The 21,989-nt window shown below is 71.5% G+C and carries 22 protein-coding genes; 4 read left to right on the plus strand and 18 right to left on the minus strand.

Features of this window, described 5'->3' with window-relative positions; translation table 11 throughout:
* The first annotated feature begins 23 nt into the window (after positions 1 to 23).
* The 3 genes from ACZ7IF_RS14025 (at position 24) to ACZ7IF_RS14035 (ending at position 3,488) form a co-directional block, all read left to right on the plus strand.
* Complete coding sequence (locus ACZ7IF_RS14025; RefSeq protein ID WP_470969133.1) at positions 24 to 869, plus strand: siderophore-interacting protein; 846 nt, start codon at positions 24 to 26, stop codon at positions 867 to 869.
* A gap of 78 nt (positions 870 to 947) precedes the next feature.
* Entirely contained in the window at positions 948 to 2,501 is a 1,554-nt protein-coding gene (locus ACZ7IF_RS14030) for a serine hydrolase (RefSeq protein ID WP_470969138.1), read from the plus strand.
* Positions 2,502 to 2,519: 18 nt separating this feature from the next.
* Positions 2,520 to 3,488 carry a pseudouridine synthase gene (locus tag ACZ7IF_RS14035; protein ID WP_470969142.1) on the plus strand — a complete coding sequence of 323 codons (969 nt, stop codon included), beginning with the start codon at positions 2,520 to 2,522 and terminating at the stop codon, positions 3,486 to 3,488.
* Here ACZ7IF_RS14035 and ACZ7IF_RS14040 read toward each other — a convergent pair.
* The 13 genes from ACZ7IF_RS14040 to ACZ7IF_RS14100 form a co-directional block, all read right to left on the minus strand.
* A complete protein-coding gene (locus ACZ7IF_RS14040) occupies positions 3,433 to 4,128 on the minus strand; it encodes a TetR/AcrR family transcriptional regulator (RefSeq protein ID WP_470969149.1) in 696 nt (231 codons plus the stop codon). The genes ACZ7IF_RS14035 and ACZ7IF_RS14040 overlap by 56 nt on opposite strands.
* Before the next feature lie 90 nt (positions 4,129 to 4,218).
* Entirely contained in the window at positions 4,219 to 7,071 is a 2,853-nt protein-coding gene (locus ACZ7IF_RS14045) for a DEAD/DEAH box helicase (protein ID WP_470969156.1), read from the minus strand.
* A 46-nt stretch (positions 7,072 to 7,117) separates the two neighbouring features.
* Complete coding sequence (locus ACZ7IF_RS14050) at positions 7,118 to 8,005, minus strand: diacylglycerol kinase (RefSeq protein WP_470969162.1); 888 nt, start codon at positions 8,003 to 8,005, stop codon at positions 7,118 to 7,120.
* Between the two features lie 17 nt (positions 8,006 to 8,022).
* Positions 8,023 to 8,988 (minus strand): twin-arginine translocase subunit TatC, encoded by a 966-nt coding sequence (tatC, locus tag ACZ7IF_RS14055; RefSeq protein WP_470969167.1) that lies wholly within the window; start codon positions 8,986 to 8,988, stop codon positions 8,023 to 8,025.
* Positions 8,989 to 9,042: 54 nt separating this feature from the next.
* Entirely contained in the window at positions 9,043 to 9,336 is a 294-nt protein-coding gene (gene tatA / locus ACZ7IF_RS14060; protein WP_470969173.1) for a Sec-independent protein translocase subunit TatA, read from the minus strand.
* A gap of 210 nt (positions 9,337 to 9,546) precedes the next feature.
* On the minus strand, positions 9,547 to 9,747 hold the full coding sequence (locus ACZ7IF_RS14065) for a hypothetical protein (RefSeq protein ID WP_362472120.1): 201 nt from the start codon (positions 9,745 to 9,747) through the stop codon (positions 9,547 to 9,549).
* A 23-nt stretch (positions 9,748 to 9,770) separates the two neighbouring features.
* Positions 9,771 to 10,004 (minus strand): CpXC domain-containing protein, encoded by a 234-nt coding sequence (locus tag ACZ7IF_RS14070; RefSeq protein ID WP_388945279.1) that lies wholly within the window; start codon positions 10,002 to 10,004, stop codon positions 9,771 to 9,773.
* A 15-nt stretch (positions 10,005 to 10,019) separates the two neighbouring features.
* Positions 10,020 to 10,988, minus strand: a complete 969-nt coding sequence (locus ACZ7IF_RS14075; protein WP_470969182.1) for a helix-turn-helix transcriptional regulator — start codon at positions 10,986 to 10,988, stop codon at positions 10,020 to 10,022.
* A gap of 47 nt (positions 10,989 to 11,035) precedes the next feature.
* Entirely contained in the window at positions 11,036 to 11,992 is a 957-nt protein-coding gene (locus ACZ7IF_RS14080) for a helix-turn-helix transcriptional regulator (protein ID WP_470969188.1), read from the minus strand.
* A 126-nt stretch (positions 11,993 to 12,118) separates the two neighbouring features.
* Entirely contained in the window at positions 12,119 to 12,493 is a 375-nt protein-coding gene (locus ACZ7IF_RS14085; RefSeq protein WP_470969195.1) for an FKBP-type peptidyl-prolyl cis-trans isomerase, read from the minus strand.
* Positions 12,494 to 12,539: 46 nt separating this feature from the next.
* Positions 12,540 to 13,544: an FKBP-type peptidyl-prolyl cis-trans isomerase gene (locus ACZ7IF_RS14090; RefSeq protein WP_470969201.1), complete on the minus strand. Its 1,005-nt coding sequence runs from the start codon at positions 13,542 to 13,544 to the stop codon at positions 12,540 to 12,542.
* A gap of 129 nt (positions 13,545 to 13,673) precedes the next feature.
* Positions 13,674 to 15,035 carry a Pup--protein ligase gene (gene pafA, locus ACZ7IF_RS14095; protein WP_007263177.1) on the minus strand — a complete coding sequence of 454 codons (1,362 nt, stop codon included), beginning with the start codon at positions 15,033 to 15,035 and terminating at the stop codon, positions 13,674 to 13,676.
* 58 nt (positions 15,036 to 15,093) lie between these two features.
* Positions 15,094 to 16,344, minus strand: a complete 1,251-nt coding sequence (locus tag ACZ7IF_RS14100; RefSeq protein ID WP_470969213.1) for an MFS transporter — start codon at positions 16,342 to 16,344, stop codon at positions 15,094 to 15,096.
* A 135-nt stretch (positions 16,345 to 16,479) separates the two neighbouring features.
* Between ACZ7IF_RS14100 and ACZ7IF_RS14105 the strand changes: the two genes are divergently transcribed.
* Complete coding sequence (locus ACZ7IF_RS14105; protein ID WP_470969219.1) at positions 16,480 to 17,478, plus strand: LacI family DNA-binding transcriptional regulator; 999 nt, start codon at positions 16,480 to 16,482, stop codon at positions 17,476 to 17,478.
* 58 nt (positions 17,479 to 17,536) lie between these two features.
* On the opposite strand, the gene prcA is transcribed toward ACZ7IF_RS14105, so the two are convergent.
* From prcA to dop, 5 genes are all read right to left on the minus strand, one after another.
* A complete protein-coding gene (gene prcA, locus ACZ7IF_RS14110; protein WP_470969226.1) occupies positions 17,537 to 18,301 on the minus strand; it encodes a proteasome subunit alpha in 765 nt (254 codons plus the stop codon).
* Positions 18,302 to 18,344: 43 nt separating this feature from the next.
* Positions 18,345 to 19,184: a proteasome subunit beta gene (gene prcB, locus ACZ7IF_RS14115; protein WP_285346291.1), complete on the minus strand. Its 840-nt coding sequence runs from the start codon at positions 19,182 to 19,184 to the stop codon at positions 18,345 to 18,347.
* A complete protein-coding gene (locus tag ACZ7IF_RS14120) occupies positions 19,136 to 19,729 on the minus strand; it encodes an endonuclease VII domain-containing protein (RefSeq protein ID WP_470969231.1) in 594 nt (197 codons plus the stop codon). The genes prcB and ACZ7IF_RS14120 overlap by 49 nt, the downstream gene beginning before the upstream one ends.
* Positions 19,730 to 19,759: 30 nt before the next feature.
* The gene (locus ACZ7IF_RS14125; RefSeq protein WP_469115121.1) at positions 19,760 to 19,972 is read right to left on the minus strand and encodes a ubiquitin-like protein Pup; all 213 of its coding nucleotides are present in this window, start codon (positions 19,970 to 19,972) and stop codon (positions 19,760 to 19,762) included.
* 174 nt (positions 19,973 to 20,146) lie between these two features.
* Positions 20,147 to 21,658 carry a depupylase/deamidase Dop gene (gene dop, locus ACZ7IF_RS14130; protein WP_470969236.1) on the minus strand — a complete coding sequence of 504 codons (1,512 nt, stop codon included), beginning with the start codon at positions 21,656 to 21,658 and terminating at the stop codon, positions 20,147 to 20,149.
* Positions 21,659 to 21,989: the final 331 nt, after the last annotated feature.

Below are 21,989 nucleotides of genomic sequence, written 5' to 3' on the forward strand. Positions count from 1 at the left end.
CGTAAGGCGTAAGGGGAGACACCGTGGCAGAAGGACGCGCCCGCACCGTCGGCACCGCAGTCGTCGTACGCACCGAACGACTGACGCCGCACATGGTCCGCCTCGTACTGGGCGGCGACGGGCTGGCCGGTTTCGGCGTGGGCGCGTACTCGGACCACTACGTGAAACTCCTCTTCGCACCCGAGGGCGTGCGGTACGCCGAGCCGTGGGACATGGACGTCATCCGCGCGACGCACCACCGCGAGGCCTGGCCCCGCCAGCGCGCGTACACCGTCCGGGCCTGGGACCCGGCCCGGCTGGAACTGACGCTCGACTTCGTGGTCCACGGCGACGAGGGCCTGGCCGGCCCCTGGGCCGCCCGCGTCCAGCCCGGCGAACTCGTCCACTTCCTCGGCCCCGGCGGCGGCTACTCCCCCGACCCCCGGGCGGGCTGGCACCTCCTCGCCGGCGACGAGAGCGCGCTGCCCGGGATCGCGGCGTCGATGGAGCGGATGCCGGCGGGCGCGGTGGTGCACGCCTTCATCGAGATCGACGGCCCGGCGGACGAGCAGGACATCCGCACCCCGGACGGCATCACCCCGGTGTGGCTGCACCGCGGCGACCGCCCGGTGGGCGCGGCCCTGCTGGAAGCGGTCACCTCCCTGCACTTCCCCTCCTCGGACGTCCACGCCTTCGTCCACGGCGAGGCGGGCTTCGTGAAGGAACTCCGCCGCCACCTCCGCCTGGACCGGGGCGTCGCGCGCGATCGGCTGTCGATCTCGGGGTACTGGCGCCTGGGCGAGACGGACGAGGGCTGGCGCGCGATCAAGCGCGACTGGAACGCCACCGTCGAAGCCGAACAGGACCGCCGCACCCCGGCCGCCGCCTGATCCCTTCCTTCCCCACGCGCCGCTCGCACGGCTCGGCCGCGAGCGGCGCGTCGAGAAGCCCGGGCGCACAATGGGTGCATGCGTACGCTCCGCGCAGCCGGACTCGTCGGGGCCGCGGTGCTGCTGGCCTCCGCCGGTGCCCCGGCCGGGGCACCGGCGGGACCCGCTCCCCCGCCGCCGCCCGGGCCCCGGCTCTCCGACGCCGCTGTCGCCACCGCGGTGGCCCGGCTCGACGCCACCGTCGCCGACGGCATGCGCCGCACCGGTGTCCCGGGCGTCTCCGTGGCCGTCGTCCACGACGACGAGGTGGTCTACCTCAAGGGCTTCGGTCTCCGCCGCACCGGCGACACCGCCAAGGTCGGCCCCGACACCGTCTTCCAGCTGGCCTCCGTCTCCAAGCCCGTCGCCTCCACCGTCGTCGCCGGCGCCCTGGCCGACCCCGGTGACTGGGACGAGCCCCTCGCCGGCTCCCTCCCCGGCTTCTCCCTCAAGGACCCCTGGGTCACCTCGCACGTCACCCCCGCCGACCTGTTCTCGCACCGCAGCGGCCTCCCCGACCACGCCGGGGACCTCCTGGAGGACCTCGGCTACGACCGGACGTACATCCTCGGCCACCTGCGCGAAGAGCCGCTGACCCCCTTCCGCTCGAGCTACGCGTACACCAACTTCGGGCTCACCGCCGCCGCCGAGGCCGTCGCCCGCGACCACGGCGTGAGCTGGCAGAAGCTCAGCGAGGACACCCTCTTCAAGCCCGCCGGGATGACCCGCACCAGTACCGAGTTCTCCGCCTACGCCAAGGCCCCCGACCGGGCGTCCGGCCACGTGAAGAACCCCGACGGCACCTGGAGCCCCCGCTACGTCCGCGACGCCGATGCCCAGACCCCGGCCGGCGGGGCCAGTTCCACCGCCCGCGACATGGCCCGCTGGCTGCGGCTCCAGCTGAACACCGGCACCCTCGACGGCAAGCGCGTCATCCCCGCCGACGCCCTCGACCGCACCCGCGTCCCCGAGATCGTCTCCCAGGCCCAGACCCCCCGCGGCACCCCGCAGTTCTACGGGCTCGGCTGGAACGTCAACTACGACGACGCGGGCCGGCTGCGCCTGAGCCACTCCGGGGGCTTCGAGCTCGGCGCCAACACCAACGTCACGATGGTCCCGCTGGAGCGCCTCGGCATCGTCGTCCTGACCAACGGTGCGCCCGTGGGCCTGGCGGACTCCGTCGCCCTGGACTTCTTCGACATCGCCGAGCACGGCAAGCCGACCGCCGACTGGCTGGCGATCATCGCCGCCACCTACCAGCAGCTGGACGCCGCGCTCCGGTCCGACACCGACTACGCCCGCCCCCCGGCCGGCGCGAAGCCCGCCCGCGCCGACAGCTCCTACACCGGCACGTACGACAACCCGTACTACGGCCCCCTCACCGTCACCGCGGACCCCGCCGGCAAGGGCCTCGTCCTCTCCCTCGGACCGAAGCCCCTGCGCTTCCCCCTGGCGCACTACGACGGCGACACCTTCAGCTTCGAGACCACCGGCGAGAACGCCGTCGGCCGCACCGGCGTGTTCTTCTCCGACGGCTCGGTCCGCGTCGAGTACCTCGACCAGAACCACCTCGGCACGTTCGCCCGGCGGTAGCCGCCTACCCTGGTCCCGATGACCCGCAGATCCCACATCCCGCCCGCGCCCCTCCCCCAGCAGGCCGGTATCGACCCGGTCCGGATGCGGCTGCCCCCCGACCACGAGGGCCGGTGGCCGACGCTCGGCGCCTACCTGACCGAGCGGTACGCCGGCACGCGCGGCTCCGAGTCCATGGCCCGGCTGCTCGCCGACGGCCGGGTGCTGGGCGAGGGCGGTCGGGTGCTGCGGCACGAGGACCCGTACGAGCCGGGCGGCTGGCTCTGGTTCCACCGGGACATGCCGCCCGAGCCGCCCGTCCCCTTCCCGATCCGCGTGGTCCACCGCGACCGGCACCTCCTGGTGGTGGACAAGCCGCACTTCCTGGCGACCACCCCGCGCGGCACCCACGTCACCGAGACCGCCCTGGCCCGGCTGCGCCGGGAGCTGGACCTGCCGGCGCTGAGCCCCGCGCACCGCCTGGACCGGATGACGGCCGGGCTGGTGATGTTCAGCATCCGGCCCGAGGACCGCGGCGCCTACCAGCTGCTGTTCCAGCAGCGGCGGGTGCGCAAGGAGTACGAGGCCCTCGCGCCGCACGATCCTTCGCTGGAGCTGCCCCGGCTGGTCCGCAGCCACATCGAGAAGACCCGCGGGGTGATGGCGGCGGTCGAGGTGCCCGGCGCCGAGCCGAACGCCGAGAGCCTGGTCGAACTCACCGGGGTCCGGGACGGGCTGGGCCGCTACCGGCTGACCCCGCACACCGGGCGCACCCACCAGCTGCGGGTGCACATGAACTCCCTGGGCCTGCCCATCCTGGGCGACCCCGTCTACCCGGTGGTGGCCCGGGCGGCGGATCCGGCGGACTACCGGCGCCCGCTCCAGCTGCTGGCCCGGACCCTGGCCTTCACCGACCCGGTCACCGGCGCCCGGCACCGGCTGGAGACCGGGCTCACCCTCCAGGCGTGGCGGGACCGCGCGGGCTGGGAGGCGGGACCGGCGGCGTGAGCCCCGCGATCCGCAGGGCGGCGTCGGCGGCGGCCTCAGCGAAGGCCGCGACCGGCCGCTCCGGATCGGAGCGGCGGACCAGCACGACGCCCTCGATCAGGCCGAAGACCAGGTCGTTGCGCAGGGCCAGCCCGCCCCGGTCCCGGGCCAGTTCGGCGCCGGCCGGGGTGTCGGCGAGCAACGCCCGGTAGCCGTCGCGCAGTTCGCCGCGCATCCGCCGGAACCCCGCCAGCCGCGGCCCCCTCAGCTCGGGCAGCAGGTAGAGGGCTCCCAGGTCGTACGGGCCCCCGCACAGCAGCAGCACTTCCGCGCGGCACAGTTCCCACAGCCTCAGGGCGGCGGGCCGGCCGGTGTCGGCCAGCAGCCGGCGGGAGAGCGCCAGCGAGGGCGCGACCGTGGACTCCAGGAGTTCGGCGAGGAGTTCCTCCTTGCCGCCGAAGTAGTGGTACATCGTGGCCTGGCGCATTCCGGCCCGTTCGGCCACGGCCCGGGTGGTGGTGGCCGCGTACCCGCGGACGGTGAACAGTTCGGCCGCCGCGCAGAGGAGTTCCTCGCGCGGCGGCCGGCCGCTGTCCGGTCTCAGCTGGTCGGCGCGCGGCCGACCGACCCGTCTCGGACCTTCGCCCGTTCCCCCGCTCATACGCCGATCGTCGCACAGGACACGCTGAAACGATCATGGCAAGAGATGAGATCCGGCCATCAGGGGCTTCGGACGAAGCCCCAAAAGCGCCTAGCCGACCGAGCTGTAGGCCACTACGCCCCGCAAGAGGGCGTCGACGGCCTTGCGCGCGTTCCGTGCCACCGTGCTCCCGCCCGCCGAGGAGGGCGGGGCCGTGGAGGCCGGGGCCGCCTGCGCGATCTGCCCGAGGACGTCGATGACCTGCTTGCACCAGCGCACGAAGTCGCCGGCCGGCATCTCCGCCTCGCGGAGCACCTCGTCCAGGCTCTTGTCGGAGGCCCACTGGTAGGCCGCCCACGCGAAGCCGAGGTCCGGCTCGCGCTGGCCCACGCCCTCCGCCTGGTTGATGCGGTGCTCCTCCTCCAGCGCGTCGAGCCGGCCCCAGATGCGGACCATCTCGCCCAGCGCCGTCTTCGCCGCGCCGTTCGGCACCTTGGGCGGGGCCGCGTCGTCGGACTGCCGCGCCTCGAAGACCAACGCCGAGACGCAGGCCGCCAGTTCGGCGGGGTTCAGGCCTTCCCAGACGCCCTCGCGCAGACACTCCGAGGCCAGCAGGTCCAGCTCGCCGTAGAGCCGGGCCAGGCGCTTGCCGTGCACGGTGACCTCGTCCTCGCGCAGGTAGTCCAGCTCGGTGAGCAGCGCGTGGATCCGGTCGAAGGTGCGGGCGATGGTGTTCGTCCGGCCCTCGATGCGCCGCTCCAGCTGCTGCGTGTCCCGCTTGAGCCGGTGGTAGCGCTCCGCCCAGCGGGCGTGGTCCTCGCGCTCGTCGCAGCCGTGGCAGGGGTGCGCCCGCAGTTCGGCGCGCAGCCGGGCGATCTCGCGGTCGTCGGCCGCGGCGGCCCGGCCCGGCCGGTGCCGCTGCGGGTCGATGTGGCCGGCCTTGTTGCGCAGCGCCGTCGCCAGGTCCCTGCGGGACTGCGGGGAGCGTGGGTTGAAGGTCTTGGGGATCCGCATCCGGTCGACGGCCTCGACCGGGACCGGGAAGTCGATCGCGGCGAGCCGCTTGACCTGCCGTTCGGCGGTGAGCACCAGCGGGCGCGGGCCCTCGTGGTACTCGTACCCACGGTGCCCGTTGCTCCGTCCGCCCGGCACGCCCGGGTCCAGGACCAGCGCGAGCCCTGCGAACTTGCCCGTCGGCACGTGGATGACGTCGCCCGGCTTGAGCTTCTCCAGCGAACTGGCCGCCTGGGCCCGGCGCTGGGCCGCGCCCTGCTTGGCGAGCTCGGTCTCGCGGTCCTTGAGGTCGCGGCGCAGCCGCGCGTACTCCTCGAAGTCCCCGAGGTGGCAGGTCATGCCCTCCCGGTAGCCGTCCAGACCCTCCTCGTTGCGCTGGACCTGCCGGGAGATCCCGACGACCGAGCGGTCGGCCTGGAACTGCGCGAAGGAGGTCTCCAGCAGTTCGCGGGAGCGGTGCCGGCCGAACTGGGAGACCAGGTTGACGGCCATGTTGTACGAGGGCTTGAAGCTGGAGCGCAGCGGATAGGTGCGGGTGCCGGCGAGCCCGGCGAGCTGCACCGGGTCCATGCCGCGCTGCCACAGCACCACCGCGTGGCCCTCGACGTCGATGCCGCGCCGCCCGGCCCGGCCGGTGAGCTGCGTGTACTCGCCGGGGGTGATGTCGGCGTGCTGCTCGCCGTTCCACTTGACGAGCTTCTCCAGGATGACCGTGCGCGCGGGCATGTTGATGCCGAGCGCGAGGGTCTCGGTGGCGAAGACGGCCTTGACGAGGCCGCGTACGAACAGCTCCTCGACGACCTCCTTGAAGGTGGGCAGCATGCCCGCGTGGTGCGCGGCGATGCCCCGCTCCAGGCCTTCGAGCCACTCGTAGTAGCCCAGGACGTGCAGGTCCTCGGCGGGGATGGACGCGGTCCGCTCCTCGACGATCTCACGGACCTTCAGGCGCGCGGTGTCGTCGTTGAGCCGCAGGCCCGCGTACAGGCACTGCTGGACGGCGGCCTCGCAGCCGGCCCGGCTGAAGATGAAGTTGATGGCGGGCAGCAGGTCGTCGTTGTCCAGGCGCGCGATCACCTCGGGGCGGCCCGGGGTCCAGATCCGGCTGCGGGAGCGGCGCTCGCGCTCGCGGTCGGCCTCGCGGACCATCTTGCCGCGCCGCCGGTCCTTGGGGCTGTAGCCGCGGCTGTTCTCCTCGCGGGCCATGCGCAGCAGGTCGGGGTTGACCTCGCGGCGGGCGGAGCCGCGGCCTCCGTGGTCGGACTCCTCCTCGAAGAGGTCGTAGATCCGCCGGCCGGCCATCACGTGCTGCCACAGCGGTACGGGCCGCTCCTCGGAGACGATGACCTCGGTGTCGCCGCGGACGGTGTCGAGCCAGTCGCCGAACTCCTCGGCGTTGGAGACGGTCGCGGACAGCGAGACGAGGGTCACCGACGCGGGGAGGTGGATGATCACTTCCTCCCAGACGGCGCCGCGGAACCGGTCGGAGAGGTAGTGCACCTCGTCCATCACCACGTATCCGAGGCCGCTGAGCGCCTGGGAGCCCGCGTAGAGCATGTTGCGGAGCACCTCGGTGGTCATCACGACCACGGGGGCGTCGCCGTTGACGCTGTTGTCGCCGGTCAGCAGGCCCACCTTGGCGGCGCCGTAGCGCTTGACGAGGTCGGCGTACTTCTGGTTGGACAGGGCCTTGATGGGCGTCGTGTAGAAGCACTTGCGGCCCTGCTGGAGGGCGAGGTGCACGGCGAACTCGCCCACGATGGTCTTGCCCGAGCCGGTCGGGGCGGCCACCAGGACGCCCTTGCCGGCCTCCAGTGCCTTACAGGCCTCGATCTGGTACGGGTCCAGGTCGAATTCGTACATCTCGCGGAAGGGGGCCAGGGCGGAGGCCTCTTCGGCGGCGCGGATCCGGGCAGCGGCGTACCGCTCGGCGGGTGAGAGTTCTTCGGTCATCTTGTCTTCGAGCCTACCCGCCGCCTCTGACAACAGTCGCGATCATTTAAGTGAGGAGCCGGACCGCCCCCGGGACGCACTCGGCGGTCACCGGGAGGGGCCCCAGCGGCTCCCCGTCGGCGTAGGCGGTCAGGTCCGGGGCTTCGAGGGTGACCTTGGCGGCGCGGTGGACGGTGACCTTGGGGTGGGACAGGTGCGTCCCCCGGTAGACCTGCGGGAAGACCTTGAGCAGGGTGGCGCGCCCGCAGTCGCCGACCACGGTGACGTCGAAGAGCCCGTCGTCGGGCACGGCCTCGGCGCATATGCGCATGCCGCCCCCGTACGAGGTGCCGTTGCCGACGGCGACGAGGGTGGCCTCCGTCTCGATGACCGGGCCGTCGTCGAGGGTGATCCGGTACGGGAAGGGCCGGAAGGCGGCCAGCTCCAGGGCGATGGCCAGGTCGTACTTGAAGCGGCCCAGGGGCAGCCGGGTCCGGTTGCCGCGGTCGTTGACCCGCGAGTCGAAGCCGGAGCAGAGCACGGTGCCGTACCAGGTGCCGGCGGCCCGGCCGAGGTCGATCTCCCGGATCCGGCTCTCCTTGAGGGCCTCGGCGGCCAGCCGCCCGGCCCCGGCGGGGTCGCGCACGGGCAGCCCGAGCGAGCGGGCGAAGTCGTTGCCGGTGCCGACCGCCACCACCCCGAGCGGGACCAGCGTCCCGGCGAGGGCCTGGAGGGCGAGGGAGACCATCCCGTCGCCGCCCACCGCGATCACCGCTCCGGTGCCCTCGCGGACGGCGGCGCGCAGCCGGGCCAGGGCGTCGGCGGCGTCGGCGCCGACGACGGTCCGTACGGAGAACCCGGCCGCCCGGAGCGCGGAAGCGGCCGGCTGCGCGGCGTGCGCGCCCCGGCCGCGTCCCGCGGTGGGATTGACGAAGAGGGTGATCTCAGCGCTCACCCACCGGAATCTACCTGTCAGGTGGCGTCGTCGTAACCGTTGATCTGGCGGCGTCCGCCGTCGTCCTGGCCGGGCACTGCGGAGGCGGACGGGGCCGCTTCCGTCGCACCGATCGGGGCCGGGGTCAGGTCCAGCTCGGAGGCCTCGTCGTCGTCAAGCCCGGCGTCGGGGTCGTTGCGCCGGCGCCTGCGGTCGTTCAGCAGGCAGATGCCGAGGGCGATGAAGTACAGGGCCACGATCGGGGCGGCCAGCGTCAGCATGGTCACCGGGTCACCGGTGGGCGTCGCGAACGCGGCGAACACCGTGATGCCGAGCACCATGGCGCGCCACCAGCTGCCCAGCCGCTTCGCGGTGAGGACTCCGGTGAAGTTCAGCAGCACCAGCATCAGCGGCAGCTCGAAGGCGAGGCCGAAGACCACGACCATGCGCGTGACCAGGTCGAGGTAGTCGTCGACCGGGAGCAGGTTCTTGACGTGGTCGGGGGTGAAGCCGAGGAGGATCTCCGCCGTCTGCGGCAGGATCTTGTACGCGAGGACCGCGCCGGCGATGAAGAGGGGCGCGCCGACGGCGACGAAGCTCAGCGCGTACTTCTTCTCGTTGCGGTGCAGGCCGGGGGCGGCGAAGGCCCACAGCTGGTACAGCCAGACCGGGGCGGACAGCACGATGCCCGCGGACAGGCCGACCTTCAGCGCGATGGAGAAGGGCGCGGTCAGGCCGTTGGTGGTCATCTCGGCGCAGGGGGCGCCGTTGCGCTGGTGCGTGGCGCCGTTGGTGCAGCCCACGGACGACAGCATCGGCTCCAGCAGGAAGTCGATGATCGGCCGGTAGAAGTAGGCCGCGACGACCGTGACCACGATGATCGCCAGAACCGACTTCAGCAGCCGGTTCCTCAGCTCACGCAGGTGCTCGACCAGCGGCATCCGCCCTTCGGCGTCCTTCGCCTGCCGGTCTTGTTTCCCCTGCTTGCGGGCAGACTTGAGCAACCCACGTCCCTTGTCTCGTTGCAGATGACTGTCGTGACGGGCGACCGCCGCGCGTCAGCCCTGGGTGGTGCGGTTCGTCTCGTTCACGGGCCGGGCGCTGGTGACGTCACCGGGCGCGGCCTGGATGGTGCGCGGGGCCACGGGCTGCTGCGCGGCCTGGTCGGCGGCGGGAGCGGCGGCGTCGGCCTCGGCCTCGCCGTCCTTCTTCATCGCCTTGGCCTCGCTCTTGAGGATGCGGGCCGACTTGCCGAGCGAGCGGGCCATCTCGGGGAGCTTCTTGGCGCCGAACAGCAGAACGATGACAGCGATGATCAGAAGGATCTCAAGGGGCTTCAGATTGCCGATCATGTGTGTCTTCCTTACTCACCGAAACGGCTGGTTTGTGGTGGCCTGGCGATAACGGACAAAGATCCGGTACCGCTCTGACATGGATCGTAACCCCCGCGGGTTAACGCCCGGCAATCCCCGGGGGTCTCCACGATTGCCTGCCGCACCGACGGTACGGGTCCGGCTCCGCGGTTTCCATATCCAGAGGACTACGTGCTCGTGGCGCCACCGCTACGGAGCCGCCGCCCGCCCGGCCCGGGCGAGGTCGGCGGCGGCCCGTTCCAGGTCGCCCGAGGCCTCCGTGATGCGGCGGCTGGCCAGCGCGACCTGCCCGGACAGCCGCCGCACCTCCAGGAAGACCCGCAGGGCGAGGACGGACAGGACGGCGAGCCCGAGGAATCCCAGGGCGATCGCGAGCATCGGCCACAGCATGCCAAGAGCCTAGCGCCCCGCCCTCACACGCTGCGCAGGGTGCTCACTCCCCCGCCCGTCAGCAGCTCCACGATGCGCTCACCGGCCGGTTTGCGGACGGCCGCCGCGCACTCGGGGCAGGTGAAGGAGTAGAAGGTGGTGCGCCGGCTGCCGCCGATCGCCAGGCGCAGCGCGTCCGCCGCGAGCTCGAAGCGCGCCCGGCACTCGGGACAGGCCGCCTTGAACGTGACCGGTACGAGACCTGCTGATCGCGACATCGCTCCCCGCTCCCTCTAGACCTGTTCCCCGTACCCCGCGAGTGCTTCTCCAGCCGCCTTCCGGGCGCTGTCCGCCAGCTCCGGCGGCGACACGATCCGCCCGTCGCGGCCCAGGCGCAGCGCGAGCCGGCGCAGCGAGGCCGGATCGGGGCTGCGCAGCGTGATCCGCAGCCCGCCGCCGGCCAGCTCCTCGGCGCTGTCGTGCGGGTAGTACTCGGCGACCCAGCGCCCGCCGGGGCCCACCTCGACCACCACCTCCGGGTCCTCGGCGGCCGGCTGCACCAGCCCTTCGGACAGGTCCCGGGGCTCGATGGCGGGCGGCTCGGCCCGCTCGTCGAGCAGCCGGATCTCCGCGACCCGGTCGAGCCGGAAGGTGCGCCGGGCCTCGGAGAGGTGGCACCACCCCTCCAGGTACGTGTGCCCGACCGCGAAGAGCCGGATCGGGTCGACGGTGCGCTCGGTGAGCTCGTCGCGGGCCGGCGAGTAGTAGCGCAGCCAGAGCCGGCGCCGCTCGGAGATGGCCCGGTCGACGTCGGCGAAGACCCCGCCCTCGGACTCGAAGGTCACCGACAGCCGGGAGCTGGCCCCGGCGGCCTCGCCGGCGGCGGCCTCCAGCTTGGCGGTGGCCCGCAGCAGCGCGTCCCGGTCGCTCTCGCGCAGCCCCGGCAGGGTCGCGACCGCCCGGGCGGCGACCAGCAGGGAGGTGGCCTCGTCGGCGGCGAGCCGCAGCGGCTCGGCGGTGGACTCCCCCGAGGCGTCGGCGTTGTGCCACCAGATGCGGTCGCCGTCGGTGTCGATGTCCAGCAGGTCCCCGCCGCGGAAGCTGGTGCCGCACATGGGCAGCACGTCGAGGTCCGAGATCAGCTCGTCCTCGGTGATCCCGAAGGCGCGGGCGACGTCCGCGACGTGCGCGCCCGGGCGCTCGCGCAGGTAGGTCACCAGGGACAGCATCCGGCGGGTCTGGTCGATGGCGTTGGCGGCCATGCTGCTACGTCTCCCCCTCAGGGCGTTGCTGCTGTTGTTGTTCGGGTTCAGCCCTGGGCGACGGCGCGCAGCCGGTCCACCACGTCGGCCCGCAGGTCGGCCGGCCCCACCACGACCACGTCCGGGCCGAACTCCACGAGCCAGGCGTCCAGCCCGTGCCCGTAGGGGATCTCCAGCTCGTCCCAGCCGTCGCCGCCCTCGCGCACGGCGGTGGCCTTGGCCCGCAGCGGGTAGCCCGCCCCGGAGCGCAGCCGGATCAGCGCCGAACGCTGGGCGCCCTCGCCGGCCCAGGCCGCCACGGTCTCGCGCACGGTCACCACGTCCGGTACGTCCGCGGTGTACTTCCCGGCCCGGGAGCGGACCTTGCCGGTGATCCGGGAGAGCCGGAAGACCCGCTCCGCCCCGCGGTCGCGGTCGTAGCCGGCCAGGTACCAGTGGCCCCGCCAGCACTCCAGGGCCCACGGCTCCACCTGGCGCGGCTCGGGGCGGGCCGCGTTGGACTTGCGGTACTCGAAGACCACCGGCCGCCGGTCGCGGCAGGCCAGCATCAAGGGCTCGAAGGCCGCCTCGTGGACGGGGATCCGCGGCTCGATGGCGCTGTGCTGGCCCTCGTACGGATCACCGGCCTCCGGCATCCCGCCCGCACGGAGCTTCTGCAGCGCGCCGCTGGCCGCCCCGGCCAGGCGGGCCTGCTGCCACACCTTGGCCGCCAGCCCCAGGGCGGCGGCCTCCTCGGCGTCGAGGGAGACGGGCGGCAGCCGGTTGCTGTCCCGGCGGGCCAGGTAGCCGGTCTCGCCCTCCAGGTTCTCCACGGTCTCGATCACCAGACCGAGTTCGCGCAGATCGTCCTTGTCGCGCTCGAACATCCGGTTGAAGGACTCGTCGTTCCCTGCTTCGAGGTAGGCCTCGATGGAACCGCGCAGCTCACGCTTGCTGAGGGGACGGCGCGTCCCCAGCAGGCACAGCGCCAGGTTCATCAGCCGCTCGGCCTTGGCGATCGCCATCGACGCCCTTCCCCCCACTCTTCGGCACACACTCGTGACCGTTGACCGTACCGCCCCTGCGGTCCCCGGCAAAAGCGAGGGCCCCCGCCTCACGGCGGGGGCCCTCGATGATCACAGCGGGTGAGATCAGACGCCCATCAGGTCGCAGACGAAGATCAGCGTCTCGCCCGGCTTGATGGCGCCGCCGGCGCCACGGTCGCCGTAGGCGAGCTCGGCGGGGATCGTCAGCTTGCGACGGCCGCCGACCTTCATGCCCTGGACGCCCTGGTCCCAGCCCGGGATGACCTGGCCGATGCCCAGGATGAACTGCAGCGGGGCGCCGCGGTTCCAGGAGGCGTCGAACTCCTCACCGGAGGAGAAGGCCACGCCCACGTAGTGGACGGAGACCTTCTTGCCGGCCTCGGCCACCGGGCCGTCGCCCTCCCAGATGTCCTCGATGACCAGGTCGGTCGGGGCCGGGCCCTCGGGGAAGTCGATCTCGGGCTTCTCGAGCTCGCGCACGGAACTGCTCCTCATACGTACGAAACGATGTACAACCGGAACAGTCTTACACTGCTCCGACGATGTCCACGACGAAGACGAGGGTGGAGTTGGCCGGCAGGTCCTCACCCTTGGCCTGGTCCTTGTACGCCTGCTCCGGCGGGATCACCAGCAGCACGCGGCTGCCGACCTTCTTGCCCACCAGGCCCTTGTCCCAGCCCTCGATGACCTGACCCTGGCCGATCTTCGTCGAGAACGGCTGCCCGGTCTTCCACGAGGTGTCGAAGAGCTTCGCCGCGTCCTTGCCCTGGTTCGGGGCCCACGCCGCACCGCTGTACTGCATGTAGACGGTCTGGCCGTTCTTGACCTCCGGGCCCTTGCCCTCGATCAGGACCTTGTCGACCAGCTCCTTCGGCGGGTCGTTCTTCGGGATCGTGATCGTGGCGGCCTTCTCCTCGTCGGCCTTCACCTGCGGGAGGTCGGACGGGATCGGCGCCTGGGTGCCCTCGGCCTTCTTCGGCAGGACGGAGTCCACGTCGAGGACGAACACCAGGTTGTCCTTCGGGCCGACACCCAGCTGCGGCTGGCCCTGCTCGCCGAAGGCCGCCGCCGGCGGGGCGACGACCAGCACGCGGCTGCCGACCTTCTTGCCCAGCACCGCGTCACTGAACAGCGGCAGGATCTGCGGCGAACCGGCCGGGACGACCAGCGGCTGGCCGTCCGGGTCGTAGGAGCCGCTCAGCTCCTTGCCGCTCTTCCAGACCTTGCCCGTGTACCTGGTCACCACGAGATCGTCCTTCTTGATCTCCGGGCCGGTGCCCTCCTTGAGGGTGTTCACCACGAACTTGCCACTGGGCTCGCCCTTGGGAACGGTGATCTCCGCCTTCTTGCCGGCCTCGCCGGCGACCGTCGGCATCGGGTCGGCCGACGCCACCGGCTTCGGCACCTCGGTCTTGCCGGCACTGGCCGACGGGGACGCCGAGGACTCCTTCTTCGAGTCGTCGCCCCCTCCGCAGGCCGCGGTGAGCATCAGAGCCGGCACGATGAGCGCGGCAGCAAGTCGGCGTCGCACAATGGTCCTCAGGGTCGCTGGAATGGTCCGTCGTAGCGGCCCACTCTACGGGCTGACCCCTGCGCGACAAGGCGGTGGCGTGCGGGAACCCCGTACGCCACCGCGTACGGGGTTCCCTGCCGCACCGCGTCACATGCCGGCGATGAGCTTCTCCACCCGGTCGTCCACCGACCGGAACGGGTCCTTGCACAGCACCGTCCGCTGCGCCTGGTCATTGAGCTTCAGGTGCACCCAGTCGACCGTGAAGTCCCGCCGCTGCTCCTGCGCCCGGCGGATGAAGTCTCCGCGCAGCCTGGCCCGGGTGGTCTGCGGAGGCACCGACTTGCCTTCGAAGATCTTCAGGTCGTTGCACACCCGCGCCGCCTGCCCCTTGCGCTCCAGCAGGTAGTACAGGCCCCGGCGGCGGTGGATGTCGTGGTACGCGAGGTCTATCTGGGCGACCCGCGGATTGGACATGGTCATGTTGTGCTTGGCCCGGTACCGCTCGATCAGCTGGTACTTCATCACCCAGTCGATCTCGGTGCCGATCCGGTCCAGGTCCTGCGCCTCGACGGCCTCCAGGGTGCGGCCCCACAGCTCCAGGACCTGCGCCACCACCCCGGTGTTGATGCCCCGCCGGTCGGCGAAGTCGAGGGCCTTGTCGAAGTACTCCCGCTGGATCTCCAGCGCCGAGGCCTCCCGGCCGCTGGCCAGGCGCACCTTGCGCTGGCCCGTGATGTCGTGGCTGACCTCCCGGATCGCCCGGATCGGGTTCTCCAGGGTCAGGTCCCGCATCACCGTCCCCGCCTCGATCATGCGCAGCACGAGGTCGGTGGCGCCCACCTTGAGCAGCATGGTCGTCTCGGACATGTTCGAGTCGCCGACGATGACGTGGAGCCTGCGGTAGCGCTCCGCGTCGGCGTGCGGCTCGTCGCGGGTGTTGATGATCGGCCGGGAGCGGGTCGTGGCGGAGCTGACGCCCTCCCAGATGTGCTCGGCCCGCTGGCTGACGCAGTAGACCGCGCCCCTGGGCGTCTGCAGCACCTTGCCCGCGCCACAGATCAGCTGGCGCGTGACGAGGAACGGAATCAGGATGTCCGCGAGGCGGGAGAATTCTCCGTGCCGGGCCACGAGATAGTTCTCATGACAGCCGTACGAATTGCCCGCCGAGTCGGTGTTGTTCTTGAAGAGGTAGACGTCGCCCGCGATTCCCTCCTCGTGCAGGCGGCGTTCGGCGTCGACGAGCAGGCCTTCGAGAATGCGCTCGCCCGCCTTGTCGTGAGTGACCAGTTCGGTCAGGTTGTCGCATTCGGGTGTTGCATATTCCGGATGCGAACCCACGTCGAGGTAGAGGCGGGCGCCGTTCCGCAGGAAGACATTGCTGCTGCGGCCCCATGACACAACACGGCGGAAGAGGTAGCGCGCCACTTCGTCAGGAGACAGTCGGCGCTGTCCCCTGAACGTGCACGTGACGCCGTACTCGTTCTCCAGCCCGAAAATGCGGCGGTCCATGACTGAACATTACGCCTTCTGCACTCTTCTGAAACCGAGTTCGAGAACGGCGTTCCGGTCAGTTTTTGATCAACGGCTCCGCGACGGCCTCCGCCGCACGCTCCGCCGACCCCGCCACCGCCCGGCTGCGGCCCGCACCGGCCAGCGCCCGCTGAGTCAGCATCAGCACCATCAGGGCCGCCGCGCCACCGCCGCAGGCCACCGCGAAACCGGCCGCCGTACCCCCCAGTTCCAGCGCCGGACCCGCCGCCGCCGTACCGATCGCGGCGCCGACCCCGAAGAAGGTCACCAGCCAGGAGAAGGCCTCCGTCACCGTGCCGGCCGGCGCGTGCCGGTCCACCACGATGAACGCGCACGCCAGCGAAGGCGCCAGGAACACACCCGCCAGCGCCGACAGCGCCGTCATCGCCACCGGGCCCACGTCCAGCATCAACGGCAGGTAGCAGACGGCCAGCAGCGCCACCAGCAGCCGCAGCCGCCGCTCCGGCGCCCCCGCCCACTGCCGCGCCCCGTAGAACACACCGCCGACCAGCGCGCCCAGACCCAGCGCCGCCATCAGCCAGCCGTACACCGCCTGCCCGCCGTTCTCATCGGCGTACGCCACCGCCGCCACCGCGATCGAGCCCAGCGCCATGCCGACGAAGAAGAACGCGCCCAGCAGCGCCAGCAGCCCGCGCGAGCGCAGCGCGCCCAGCCAGTGCGCCTCGCGCGGCGCGGAGCGCCAGGTCCGCGAGGGCTCCGAGACCACCACCGAGAGCACGCCCAGCACGCCGACACCGTTCAGCACCAGCAGCGCCACCGCCGGGGACCACAGCGCCACGCACAGGGTCACCAGCAGCGGCCCGACCGTGTACATGACCTCCTGGGCCACCGCGTCCATCGCGTACGCCGCGTGCACCCGCTCCTCGCGGCCGCCGAGCACCCCCGGCCACAGCGCCCGCAGACCGCCCTCCAGCGGAGGGGTGAACAGACCGGCGAGCACCATCGCCGCGTACGCGGCCGCCACCGAGCCGGTACCGGCCAGCGCCAGCCAGACCATGCCCGCCGCCGACACCAGCGCCGCGGGCAACTGCACGCGCGGCTGCCCGTACAGGTCCACCGCCCGGCCCAGCAGCGGCTGGCCGACGGCGTTGGCGAGCCCGTACACGGCCGCCAGCGCGCCCGCCAGGCTGTAGCTGCCGCCCTGGTCCCGGACGAAGAGGACGATCGCGATCGCCGCCGTGCCGTTCGGCAGCCGGCCTATCAGCGTGCCCACCAGCAGCCTCGCGGCGTACCTGGTCCTGAGCAGCTCCGCGTAACCCGCGGCCATGACCGCCCCCTTCTGCCCGGATCCATCCGGGGTAATACGTATAACGAGACACGTCATACGTACCATGGCGGCAGACCCGGGGTCCACCCGGCGAACCGCCCGAACCCGCCCCACCTCGCATTTCAGGAGCTACCTGTGACGAGACCCACCAGCCGCGACGTCGCCACCGCCGCCGGGGTCTCCCAGGCCACCGTCTCCCTCGTCCTCGGCGACAAATGGCGCGGCCGCGTCTCCGAACGCACCGCCGGCCTCGTCCGCGAAGCCGCCGCCACCCTCGGCTACCGCCCCAACCTCGCCGCCCGCAACCTCCGCCTCGGCAGCACCCGCACCGCCCTCCTCGTCGTCCCCGCCCTCACCAACGAGTTCTTCGCCCGCGTCTACACCGGCGCCGCCCGCGTCGCCGCCGAACACGGCTTCGGAGTCGTCCTCTACCCCTCCCCCGAAGGCACCGGCCCCGCCCGTGACCCCTTCGCCTCCGCCCGCGCCGCCCTCGACGGCGTCATCGCCTCCTCCATGGCCACCGACGCCCTCGACGCCCTCGGCGGCGACGGCCTCCCCCTCGTCATGCTCGACAGCGACCCCGCCTCCGGCCGCGCCGCCGCCCACGTCAACCTCGCCATCACCGACGGCATGCGCCAGGTCACCGAGCACCTCCTCGGCCTCGGCCACCGCCGCTTCCTCCACCTCGCCGCCGACGTCGACTCCTGGACCTTCGACATCCGCGCCGAAGCCCTCGCCGCCCTCCTGCGCCCCCACGCCGCCCTGCGCACCGCCCGGGCCGCGCTCACCGTCGACGCCGCCCGTGCCGTCGCCGGGACCGCCCTGGCCGGCCCCCGGGACCGGCCCACCGCCGTCGTCTGCGACGACGACATCCTCGCCGCCGGCGTCTGCAAGGCCGCCCGGCGCCTGGGCCTGCGCGTCCCCGAGGACCTCTCCGTCACCGGCGTCGACGACCTCGCCCTCGCCACCGCCGTGGAACCCGAGCTCACGACCGTCCGCCTGCCCGCGGAGCGCGTCGGCGAACAGGGCATGACCGCCCTCCTCGCCGTCCTCGACGGCACCCCCTGGACCGCCCCCGAGATCCCGGTCGAACTCACCGTCCGCGACTCCACCGGGCCCGCCCCCGCCCTCTAGGAACGCGGAAGCCCCGGCCCACCCCCATCGGGGCGGACCGGGGCCCACGCACCACGGCCTACTCGGCGTCGTCGTCCGGCACCTCGTCGTTCGAGACGGCATCCGCCTGCGCGGCCGCCGGAACGTCCGCCTCCAGCAGCCGCGCCAGCTGCCGGCCCCGGATCCGCTTGAACTTGCGCTGCTGCGACCGCGTCCGGTCCAGCACCGCGACCTCCAGCCGCTCCGCCGGGATGGTCTTGTCCGCACCGTTCGCCTGGCTCGACAGCGCCTGCACCGCCAGCTTCAGCGCGTCGGGCAGGGTCATCCCGTCCTGGTGGCGCTGGTCGAGGTAGGTGCTGATCTGCTCGGCGTTGCCGCCGACCGCGACCGAGCCGTGCTCGTCCACGATCGAGCCGTCGTGCGGCAGCCGGTAGATCTGGTCCCCGGCCGCCGTCGCGCCGACCTCGGCCACCACCAGCTCCACCTCGTACGGCTTCTCGCCGGCCGAGGAGAAGATGGTGCCGAGCGTCTGCGCGTACACGTTCGCCAGCCCACGCGCCGTCACGTCGTCACGGTCGTAGGTGTATCCGCGCAGATCGGCGTAGCGCACGCCGCCGATCCGCAGGTTCTCGTACTCGTTGTACTTGCCGGCGGCCGCGAAGCCGATCCGGTCGTAGATCTCGCTGAACTTGTGCAGCGCACGGGACGGGTTCTCGCCGACGAACACGATGCCGTCGGCGTACTGCAGCACGACGAGGCTGCGGCCGCGGGCGATGCCCTTCCGGGCGTATTCCGCCCGGTCGGCCATGGCCTGCTGGGGTGACACATAGAACGGAGTCGACACCGGTTATCCGTCCCTTTCTTCTGGGCGACGAGAGGAGGAGTGGTCAGAGCAGGGCGGCACGCGGTCCGTCGGGCTCCTGGAGCCGGCGGTCCGTCACCTTGCGGGCGAGCTCCTGCGACTCGTCCTCGTCCAGCCGGCGGAAGCCCTCGTCGGTGATGACGGTGACGATGGGGTAGATGTGGCGGTACAGGTCCGGCCCGCCGGTCGCCGAGTCGTCGTCGGCGGCGTCGTACAGCGCCTGCACGACCAGCGTGGTGGCCTGCTCCTCCGACAGGTCGGGGCGGTAGAGCTTCTTCATGGAGCCCCGGGCGAAGATCGAACCGGAACCGGTGGCGGCGTAACCGTGCTCCTCGGAGCGGCCGCCGGTCACGTCGTAGGAGAAGATCCGGCCCTTCTCCTTGGCCTCGTCGTACCCCGCGAAGAGCGGGACCACGGCCAGACCCTGCATGGCCATCCCCAGATTGCTCCGGATCATGGTCGAGAGCCGGTTCGCCTTGCCCTCCAGGGAGAGGGTCGCGCCCTCCACCTTCTCGAAGTGCTCCAGCTCCAGCTGGAACAGCTTCACCATCTCCACGGCCAGGCCGGCCGTACCGGCGATGCCGACCGCGGAGTACTCGTCGGCCGGGAACACCTTCTCGATGTCCCGCTGCGCGATCATGTTCCCCATGGTCGCCCGCCGGTCACCGGCGAGCACGACCCCGCCGGGGAAGGTCGCCGCGACGATGGTCGTCCCGTGCGGCGCCTCGACGATCCCCTCGGGCAGCCGCCGGTTCCCCGGCAGCATCTCGGGCGCGTGCGCACCCAGGAAGTCCATGAAGGACGACGACCCCGGCGTCAGGAAGGCTGCCGGTAGACGCCCTGTGCTACGAGTGTTGGGTTCCACAGGTTTCCTTCCACGTAAGCGGCTGCACGCCGTATGACGTCCGGCCGATCCTTGAACTGCCCCAAGGCTGCGTTGCAGCTGAAGCACAGTACGCCTCGGACCTTACCCGTCTGATGATCGTGATCCACGTGCTCGGCGGGAGCGTTCTGGCAGAGCAGACACATCCCGCCCTGAGCCGCGATCATCTCGTCGCGCTGCGCTTCAGTGATGCCGTGGGAACGCTTGAGATGACCTGCCCGACCCTCGATCGCACGGCACGCCTTGCAGCGTGTAGACAATCCGTCCGAGGCCGTCGCATCGCGATGCCACTCGGAGTGCGGCTTCACCTCACCGCAGCGCGGACAGAGCTCGTGCCCCTCGGGCACTTCCACCCTTTGGCGCACTTGCCGCCCAAGGGATATCTGGCGGTCGCGGTGATAGTTGGCCATGCAATCGCGGCATTCGCGTTGCAGGCCGTCCAGGTTCGACCGCTTGATCGCGAAGGCTGCGCGCGGCTTCTCTTCGCCGCACCGCGCGCAACGCTTCGGACCTCGCCTTCCGAGCACCTACCCCACCCCTTGCCTTCGATTCGAAGGCTACTGGCCACCTTTTTGAACGAAGCTTCGAACGAAGTCCTCGGCGTTCTCCTCCAAGACATCGTCGATCTCGTCCAGAACCGAGTCGACGTCGTCGGAGAGCTTCTCCTGCCGCTCCTTGAGGTCGGCGCTCGCCTCGGCGGTCGTCTCCTCGACCTCCTCGGTCGAGCGCGTCGCCTTCTGCTGTCCGCCGCCGGTGTCCTTGGTCGCCATGTCTACCTCACCCCGCTCGGTTCGCACGCTCACATGGAGAGACCCCGGGATTCGGGACCTCTCAAGATCAGACCCTACGCCGGACCCTACAAGGAGGGTCCGGCATTCGTCCCCGTACTTTCACAACGTCCGGGTGCCTTCATGATTCCCGGGCCGGAGGCCTTTCAGGCCACCTCACTGCCCCGAAAGCACCCGGACCAGGTCCTCCGCCGTACGGCAGCGGTCCAGGAGCTCCTTGACGTGGTTCCGGGTCCCCCGGAGGGGTTCCAGGGTCGGGACCCGCTGGAGGGAGTCGCGGCCAGGGAGGTCGAAGATCACCGAGTCCCAGGACGCAGCCGCCACGTCGTCCGCGTACTGCTCCAGACAGCGGCCGCGGAAGTAGGCCCGGGTGTCCTCCGGCGGCTTGCCCTCGGCCCGCTCCACGGCCGGCTCCTCCACCAGCCGCTTCATCTTCCCGCGGGCGACGAGGCGGTTGTACAGGCCCTTCTCGGGCCGCACGTCCGAGTACTGGAGGTCCACCAGGTGCAGCCGCGCCGCGTCCCAGCCGAGTCCGTCGCGCCTGCGGTAGCCCTCCAGGATCTCCCGCTTGGCGATCCAGTCCAGCTCCCCCGCCAGGCTCATCGGGTCGGTCTCCAGCCGGCCCAGTACGTCCTCCCAGCGCCCCAGGACGTCCTTGGTCTGCTCGTCCGCGTCCGTCCCGAACCGCTCGTCCACGTACTTCCTGGCCAGCTCGAAGTACTCCATCTGGAGCTGTACGGCGGTCAGCGTGCGCCCGCTGCGCAGCGTGATGAGGTGCTGGAGGTCCGGGTCGTGGGAGACCTGGTGGAGGGTGCGCACGGGCTGGTCCACGGCGAGGTCGACGTTGATGAAGCCGTCCTCGATCATGGACAGGACGAGAGAGGTCGTGCCCAGCTTGAGGTACGTGGAGATCTCGGAGAGGTTCGCGTCGCCGATGATCACGTGGAGGCGGCGGTACTTCTCGGCGTCCGAGTGGGGCTCGTCGCGGGTGTTGATGATGGGGCGCTTGAGGGTGGTCTCCAGCCCGACCTCGACCTCGAAGTAGTCCGCCCGCTGGCTGATCTGGAAGCCGTGCTCGCGGCCGTCCTGGCCGATGCCGACGCGGCCGGCCCCGGTGACGACCTGACGGGAGACGAAGAAGGGGGTCAGGTGGCGCACGATCTCCGAGAAGGGGGTCTCCCGCTTCATCAGGTAGTTCTCGTGCGTGCCGTAGGAGGCGCCCTTGTTGTCGGTGTTGTTCTTGTAGAGGTGGATCGGCTGGGCGCCGGGCAGCTGGGCGGCCCGCTCGGCGGCCTCGGCCATGATCCGCTCGCCGGCCTTGTCCCAGAGCACGGCGTCGAGGGGGTTGGTGACCTCGGGCGAGCTGTACTCGGGGTGGGCGTGGTCGACGTAGAGGCGCGCGCCGTTCGTGAGGATGACATTGGCGAGGCCGATGTCCTCGTCGGTGAGCTGGCTGCTGTCGGCGGCCTCGCGGGCGAGGTCGAAGCCGCGGGCGTCCCGCAGCGGATTCTCCTCCTCGAAATCCCAGCGGGCGCGTCGCGCCCGGTGCATCGCCGCCGCGTAGGCATTGACGATCTGGGACGAGGTGAGCATGGCATTGGCGTTCGGGTGCCCCGGAACGGAGATCCCGTACTCCGTTTCGATCCCCATTACTCGCCGTACGGTCATGCGGCCCTCCTTGCCCGGCGGCGCTCCCGTTCGGGAGCGGCGCTCAAGTACCGCTGGTGCTCCGGTGCGTCGTGTGCGGTGCCCGTCCCCGCACTGCGCGACCGGCGGTACGGAAGAGCCTAGAACCACTCCGCGCTGGTGGGGAGATCATTTCAGTCATTGACTTCGCCTTGTCACCGGCTGAAAAAGGCGGGCTTAAGGCTGGCGGTAATACGGCGGTAAAGCAGTCGGCCGGGGGGGGGGGGGGGGGGGGGGGGGGGGGGGGGGCCCACCCCCCCTCCGCCCCCCCCCTGTTTTTCCCTGTTTTTGAGGGGGGCTGTTTTTTTTCCCT

The organism is Streptomyces sp. NPDC037421 (genome assembly GCF_055602105.1).